7 protein-coding genes are annotated in these 6,445 nt (G+C 74.2%); 1 reads left to right on the top strand and 6 read right to left on the bottom strand.

The genetic code is table 11. From position 1 onward, the window contains the following. Window positions 1-90 precede the first annotated feature (90 nt). The 6 genes from AB0B01_RS30445 to AB0B01_RS30420 form a co-directional block, all read right to left on the bottom strand. Window positions 91-1,023, bottom strand: coding sequence for a cation diffusion facilitator family transporter (locus AB0B01_RS30445; RefSeq protein ID WP_361726103.1), 933 nt, complete (start codon window positions 1,021-1,023; stop codon window positions 91-93). A gap of 105 nt (window positions 1,024-1,128) precedes the next feature. Continuing rightward, the gene (gene manA / locus AB0B01_RS30440) at window positions 1,129-2,286 is read right to left on the bottom strand and encodes a mannose-6-phosphate isomerase, class I (protein WP_361726100.1); all 1,158 of its coding nucleotides are present in this window, start codon (window positions 2,284-2,286) and stop codon (window positions 1,129-1,131) included. Between the two features lie 43 nt (window positions 2,287-2,329). After that, a complete protein-coding gene (locus AB0B01_RS30435; RefSeq protein WP_361726097.1) occupies window positions 2,330-3,463 on the bottom strand; it encodes an SIS domain-containing protein in 1,134 nt (377 codons plus the stop codon). Window positions 3,464-3,532: 69 nt separating this feature from the next. Beyond that, on the bottom strand, window positions 3,533-3,718 hold the full coding sequence (locus AB0B01_RS30430; RefSeq protein ID WP_054222355.1) for a Trm112 family protein: 186 nt from the start codon (window positions 3,716-3,718) through the stop codon (window positions 3,533-3,535). A gap of 155 nt (window positions 3,719-3,873) precedes the next feature. Further along, entirely contained in the window at window positions 3,874-5,244 is a 1,371-nt protein-coding gene (locus tag AB0B01_RS30425; RefSeq protein ID WP_361726094.1) for a phosphomannomutase/phosphoglucomutase, read from the bottom strand. Window positions 5,245-5,321: 77 nt separating this feature from the next. After that, a complete protein-coding gene (locus AB0B01_RS30420; RefSeq protein ID WP_361726091.1) occupies window positions 5,322-5,696 on the bottom strand; it encodes a DUF3499 domain-containing protein in 375 nt (124 codons plus the stop codon). A gap of 138 nt (window positions 5,697-5,834) precedes the next feature. Here AB0B01_RS30420 and AB0B01_RS30415 point away from each other — a divergent pair, with 138 nt between their 5' ends. After that, window positions 5,835-6,368, top strand: a complete 534-nt coding sequence (locus AB0B01_RS30415; RefSeq protein ID WP_361726088.1) for a metallopeptidase family protein — start codon at window positions 5,835-5,837, stop codon at window positions 6,366-6,368. Window positions 6,369-6,445: the final 77 nt, after the last annotated feature.

The raw sequence follows: 6,445 nt of genomic DNA, 5'->3' as shown, positions 1-6,445 counted from the left end.
GACGGCGGGGGCCTGCGCGGATGCGGGTGGGATCAGCTGCCCTGGGCGGATGCGGGTGGGATCAGCTGCCCTGGGCGGATGCGGGTGGGATCAGCTGCCCTGGGCGGCCTGCCGGGCGTTGTAGATGTCCGGCTCCAGGTAGATCACGCGGGCGATCGGCACCGCCTCGCGGATGCGGGCCTCGGCGGCGTCGATGGCGCGGGCCACCTCGGCCGCCGTGTCGTCGTGCTGGACGGCGATCTTCGCGGCGACCAGGAGCTCCTCGGGGCCGAGGTGCAGGGTGCGCATGTGGATCACGCGGGTGACGGTGTGCCCGTCGACGGCCGCGGCCTTGATCTTCTCGATCTCCGCGGTGCCGGCGGCCTCCCCCAGCAGCAGGGACTTCGTCTCCGCCGCCAGGACGACCGCGATCAGGATGAGCAGGACGCCGATGCACAGGGTGCCGATGCCGTCCCAGACGCCGTTGCCGGTGGCCAGGGCCAGGCCGACACCGCCGAGGGCCAGGACCAGGCCGACGAGGGCGCCGAAGTCCTCCAGCAGGACCACGGGGAGCTCGGGTGCCTTGGCGCGCCGGATGAAGTCGGTCCACGACAGCGAGCCGCGGATCTCGTTCGACTCCTTGATGGCCGTGCGGAAGGAGAAGCCCTCCGCGATGATCGCGAAGACGAGGACGCCGATCGGCCAGTACCAGGCTTCGATGGGGTGGGGGTGCTTGATCTTCTCGTAGCCCTCGTAGACGGCGAACATGCCACCGACCGTGAACAGCACGATGGAGACGAGGAAGGCGTAGATGTAGCGCTCGCGCCCGTATCCGAAGGGGTGTTGGGGTGTGGCCTCGCGCTGGGCCTTCTTCCCGCCGAGCAGCAGCAGCCCCTGGTTTCCGGAGTCCGCCAGCGAGTGGACGCTTTCCGCGAGCATCGACGAGGAGCCGCTGAAGACGAAGGCCACGAATTTGGCTGCGGCGATGGCGAGGTTGGCGGCGAGTGCCGCGACGATCGCCCTGGTACCGCCCGACGCGCTCATGGGTGCTGGATGTCCCTTCCTCGGTGCGGCGGCCCTGGCCGGGGCGCCGCGCTACGGCCGCACATTGTTGCAGCCGGCGCCGCGAGAGCCGGTACGGACGCCGTGTCAGACGAGGACCGTGGCACGGAAAATCGTTCCAGTACCGGACAATGACACCTTTTCGCCGGCCGGTACGAAGACGGACTCGCCGGGTCCCAGGGTCACTTCGTCCGCCTTCGGGCGGCCCGCCGTGCAGAGCAGGATCTGCGGGGTGGTGTCCGGGAGGGGGTGCGGGGCGGCGCCGGGGGCGAGGACGAAGCGGGAGAGGCGGAACTCGTCGATGGGGGTCTCGTAGACCTCCTCGACGTCGCCCTCGGGGCGCAGCAGGGCCGGGTCGCCGGTCTCGAACCGCACGATCCTGAGCAGTTCGGGCACGTCCACGTGCTTGGGCGTCAGGCCGGCGCGCAGGACGTTGTCGGAGTTGGCGAGCAGTTCGACGCCGAGCCCGTCGAGGTAGGCGTGCGGGACGCCCGCGCCGAGGAACATGGCCTCGCCGGGCTGGAGTCGTACGTGGTTGAGCAGCATCGCCGCGATCACGCCCGGGTCGCCGGGGAAGTGGTGGACGAGCGAGGCGTACGGGGCGTACGGGCCGCCCAGGCGTAGGACGGCGGCTCCGGCCTCGGCCACCGTACGGGCCATCTCGGCGCGGTCGGCGGCCAGTACGGCGGTGAGCATCTCGCGCAGCGCCGCGTCCTCGGGGTGGGCGTGGAGCAGGTCGACGTACGGCTTGAGGGAGTTGACCTCCAGCCCGGCCAGCAGCTCGGCGCTCTCCAGGGGCGGGCGGAACCCGCACAGTCCCTCGAAAGGGGTCAGCGCGCAGAGCATCTCGGGCTTGTGGTGGGGGTCCTTGTAGTTGCGGTGGCCGGCGTCCAGGGGGATGCCGCGGCGCTCCTCCTCGGCGTAGCCCTCCTCGGCCTGGGCGCGGTCGGGGTGGACCTGGAGGGAGAGCGGGGCGCCGGCGGCGAGGATCTTGAGGAGGAAGGGCAGGCGGGGGCCGAACTTCGCGACGGTGGCCGCGCCGAGCTCGCGTTCCGGGTCGGCGGCGATCACCTCGGCGAGGGTGGTCTCGCCTGCGCCGCGGTAGAGGCGGGAGGGGGCGCCGGGGTGCGCGCCCATCCACAGCTCGGCCTGGGGCTCCCCCGTGGGCTCGGCGCCCATGAGGTGCGGGAGCGCGGTGGTGGATCCCCAGGCGTAGGGGCGGATCGTGTTCGTCAGGCGGTCCATCTTCGTCCGTCTTCCTGGATGAAGGGCCGGCACGGTCGTGTGCTCAGCCGTGTCCCCTGGTCGCCAGGGCCAGGTAGGCGGTGGCGAAATCCGTGACGGCGAGGAGCTCGGCGAGCTGCTCCAGCTCGCTGCCCTCCTCGGGTTCGAGCTCGCTGACGGCCGTGTCGTGGCTGAGGGCGAGTTCGCGTGCGGCCGGGGCGGCGCTCAGGCCTCCCGTGGGCCGGTCGCGCAGCAGGACGATGCGGGCGCGCAGGGCTTGGGGCTCCTCGACCCGGTCACGGAAGAAGTCGTCCGGATCGGCTCCGGCGGCGAGGTCGCCGGCGAGCAGGACCCCGTGGGCGGGCAGCGCCTCGGGCAGTTCGTGGGCCAGCGCGGGGCGGCCGGCCAGCTCGGCGAGGGTGGCGGCGAACCGGCGGCCCGCGGGTCCCGCGCCGGCGCCCTCGCTCCAGATGAGCGGGAGGGAGTCGGCGAGCTCGGCGGCGAGGGTCTTGGCCGGGTTGGAGTACGTGGCGATGGCCGGCCCGCAGCGTTCGGCGGTCCGGTCGAGCCGGTCGGCGACGCGCTGGAGGGTGTCGGGGGCCGCGGTGATCAGGCCGACCTTGTCGAGGAGCAGCAGCAGCGGCGTCAGCAGGGCCCACAGGGCTCCGGGGCCGGCCGCGGCGGACTCGTCGTACTCCTGGTACGGGGCCTTGGCCATCGGTACGAAGAGCCCGTGCGCGCCGTCCACGGCCTCGCTGAGCGGGGAGCGCTCGGGGGCGACGGCGACGACGGTGCAGCCGCGCCGGTAGGCCTGTTCCGCGAGGGTGGCGAGACTGGGCTCGGTGCCGTCGGTGGTGGCGAGGAGCAGCAGGTCGACGGGGCCGGCCCAGCCGGGCAGCGTCCAGCGCAGGGCGCCCGCGGCGGCCGCGACCCCGGTGGGCGCGAGCCGGTGGACGGGCGCGGACGCACCGGCGAGGGCGCCGAGCAGGTCGGCCACGCAGCCCGCGGCGGTGCCGGGGCCCGCGATGAGCACGGCCCGGGGACGGCCGTCGGGCCGCAGGTCGGCGAGGCCCGCCTCGGTCGCGTGCCGGGCGGCGGTGCGGACTCTGGCCCCGGCTTCGGCGGCGCCGCGCAGCAGACCTCGACGGTCGGCGCGGGCGAGATCGTCCGGTGCGTCGAGGAGCGACTCGTCGAGCATTGCGGCCTCCGGCGGTGGTGAGGGACCCAGGGTTGCGGAATCGGTCTCAGCGTCTGCGGCGGGGGTGGCTCAGGCGGGGCGGCGGGCCTCGTCGACCAGGAGGACCGGGATGCCGTCGCGGACCGGGTACGCGAGGCCGCAGTCCCGGCCGGTGCAGATCAGCTCGGGCGCCGTCTCGTCGGCCGACTTGTCCTCAAGGGGCGAGTGGCAGGCGGGGCAGGCGAGGATCTCCAGAAGGCCGGCTTCGAGCGGCATGGGGCGCTTCCCTTCGAACATGCGGATTGGGCGAGGTCAGCGTACCGCCGAGTCACCTGCGGTGCGGCCCGACGACGTCGGGCACGGACCCGGTGCGGCGCCGGTGGGTGCCGGGCGGGGCGGCACGGTCGGCGCCTTCCCGCCCGGCGGGCGCATCAAGCGCGGACGAGGGCGAGGACCTCGTCGCGGACCTTGACGAGCTGCGCGGCGTCGCGCGCCTCGACGTTCAGGCGCAGCAGCGGCTCGGTGTTGGAGGCGCGCAGGTTGAACCACCAGTCGGCGGTGGTGGCGGTGAGGCCGTCCAGCTCGTCGAGGGTGACTCCGTCCCGCGGACCGTACGCGGCCTTGACGGCGGCGAGGCGGTCGGCCTGGTCGGCGACGGTGGAGTTGATCTCGCCCGAGCCGGCGTAGCGGTCGTAGGAGGCGACCAGGTCGGAGAGGGTGCCGTCCTGGCCGCCGAGGGCGGCGAGGACGTGGAGCGCGGCGAGCATGCCGGTGTCCGCGTTCCAGAAGTCCTTGAAGTAGTAGTGCGCCGAGTGCTCGCCGCCGAAGATCGCGCCGGTCTTCGCCATCTCCTCCTTGATGAAGGAGTGGCCGACCCGGGTGCGGACCGGGGTGCCGCCGTGCTCGCGGACGACCTCGGGCACGGACCAGGACGTGATCAGGTTGTGGATCACGGTGCCGGTGCCGCCGTTGCGGGCCAGCTCGCGGGCCGCGACCAGGGCGGTCACGGCGGACGGGGAGACGCCCTCGCCGCGCTCGTCGACGACGAAGCAGCGGTCCGCGTCCCCGTCGAAGGCGAGGCCGAGGTCGGCGCCCTCGGCCTTGACCCGGGCCTGGAGGTCGACGAGGTTCTTCGGGTCGAGCGGGTTGGCCTCGTGGTTCGGGAAGGTCCCGTCGAGCTCGAAGTACATCGGTACGAGCCCCAGGGGCAGGCCCTCGAACACGGTGGGGACGGTGTGGCCGCCCATGCCGTTGCCCGCGTCCACGACCACCTTGAGCGGGCGGATGGAGCCGAGGTCCACCAGGGACTTCAGGTGCGCGGCGTACCCGGCGAGGGTGTCCTGCTCGGTGACGGTGCCGGGGACGGTGCCGGCCGCGGGGGCGGGGGCGCCTTCCTCGGACCACTTCTCGACGAGCTCGCGAATCGCGGACAGGCCGGTGTCCTGGCCGACCGGGGCGGCGCCCGCGCGGCAGAGCTTGATGCCGTTGTACCGCGCCGGGTTGTGCGAGGCGGTGAACATCGCGCCGGGCAGGTCCAGCGTGCCGGACGCGTAGTACAGCTGGTCGGTGGAGCACAGGCCGATCAGCGTGACGTCCACGCCGCGGGCGGCGGCGCCGCGCGCGAAGGCGGCGGACAGGGCGGGCGAAGAGGGCCGCATGTCGTGGCCGACGACGATCGCGGTGGCGGCGGTGATCTCCACGAAGGCGGCGCCGAACAGCTCGGCCAGCGACTCGTCCCACTCGTCGGGTACGACACCACGTACGTCGTACGCCTTGACGATGTTCGAAAGATCTGCGGCCACTGCCTGCCCCTCCTGCGGTCTGTGCGGTGGGGCCAACCTACCGTGCACGCACGGCGGCTCTTGAGGCGATCCGCATGTCAGGAGTCCGGCGAACGCAGGACGCGCAGGTGTCCGCGGCGCGTCTCCCCGGTGGCGCCGCCCCCTGGGCCGGCGCCGCCGGCCTCGGCGGCCCGGTCGTGCGGGCGGGCGGCCTCGCGGACGGCGTTGGCCAGTGCTTCGAGGTCGTCGCCGCTGGGGCGGGAGGGGGCGGAGCCGTCGGTGAGGCGTACGACGTCCCAGCCGCGCGGCGCGGTCAGGCGCTCGGAGTGCTCGGCGCACAGGTCGTAGCAGTGGGGTTCCGCGTAGGTGGCGAGCGGGCCGAGGACTGCGGTCGAATCGGCGTAGACGTACGTCAGTGTCGCGACGGCAGGGCGGCCGCACGCGGTGCGCGAACAGCGACGTACAAGGCTCACGACGTTGGACGGTACCGCACTCTTGACCGGGCCGCGACGACTCTCCCCCCGCTCACTCCCCCGTGTCGTGCCCGCGGTGGGGCGCGCAGGGCCCGTGAACGCCGGGGCGCGGCCGGTCCTGCGGGCTACCCTGCGGGGGTGACGGACGCCGCCAACCCCCTGCCTCCCGGTCCTCCCGGCCCCACCGGTCCCACCGGACCGGAGGGGCCCGCGCACCCTGCCGGGCTCCCCGCCGACCCCCCTGCCGAGCCGCGCACGCGCAGGCGCGACCGGCACGGCCGGGGGATGCGCGGGCCGGTGGCCCCGCCGCAGGTGCCGCTGTCGGCGAGCCGGGCGGAGCTGTTCGGCGACCTCGTGCGGGACTCGGTCGAGCGGCTGGAGCGGCGCTGGCCGCAGCTGGCGGAGGTGGAGTTCGTCGTCGCCGACGTACCGGGGCCGCCGGGCGGCCCGGACGCCGGATGGAACGACGAGGCCGTGCCGCTGGGGGCCCTGTCGGAGGCGGCGGGTCCGGGGCGGCCGGCCCGCATCGTGGTGTTCCGGCGGCCGGTGGAGATCCGGTCGAAGACACGGGACGAACGGGCCGTGCTGGTGCACGAGATCGTGGTGGAGCAGGTCGCGGAGCTGCTGGGGTTGTCGCCGGAGACGGTGGACCCCCGCTACGGCCAGGACTGAGGTCCCGGGCCGCGGCCAGGACCAGGGGCCGGGGCGGCGCCCGCACCGCGGGGCCGGCCCCGGCCGGGGGCCCGACC

Origin of the sequence: Streptomyces sp. NPDC044571, assembly GCF_040647115.1 — a bacterium.
Lineage (GTDB): Bacteria > Actinomycetota > Actinomycetes > Streptomycetales > Streptomycetaceae > Streptomyces.
Note: the sequence above shows the minus strand (reverse complement) of the source record. Positions and strands in the feature narration are given on the sequence as shown.

Bases quoted from the DNA above. Each gene is read 5' to 3' on its own strand.
- AB0B01_RS30445 (WP_361726103.1), bottom strand. From the start codon at position 1,023: ATGAGCGCGTCGGGCGGTACCAGGGCGATCGTCGCGGCACTCGCCGCC.
- manA (WP_361726100.1), bottom strand. From the start codon at position 2,286: ATGGACCGCCTGACGAACACGATCCGCCCCTACGCCTGGGGATCCACC.
- AB0B01_RS30435 (WP_361726097.1), bottom strand. From the start codon at position 3,463: ATGCTCGACGAGTCGCTCCTCGACGCACCGGACGATCTCGCCCGCGCC.
- AB0B01_RS30430 (WP_054222355.1), bottom strand. From the start codon at position 3,718: ATGCCGCTCGAAGCCGGCCTTCTGGAGATCCTCGCCTGCCCCGCCTGC.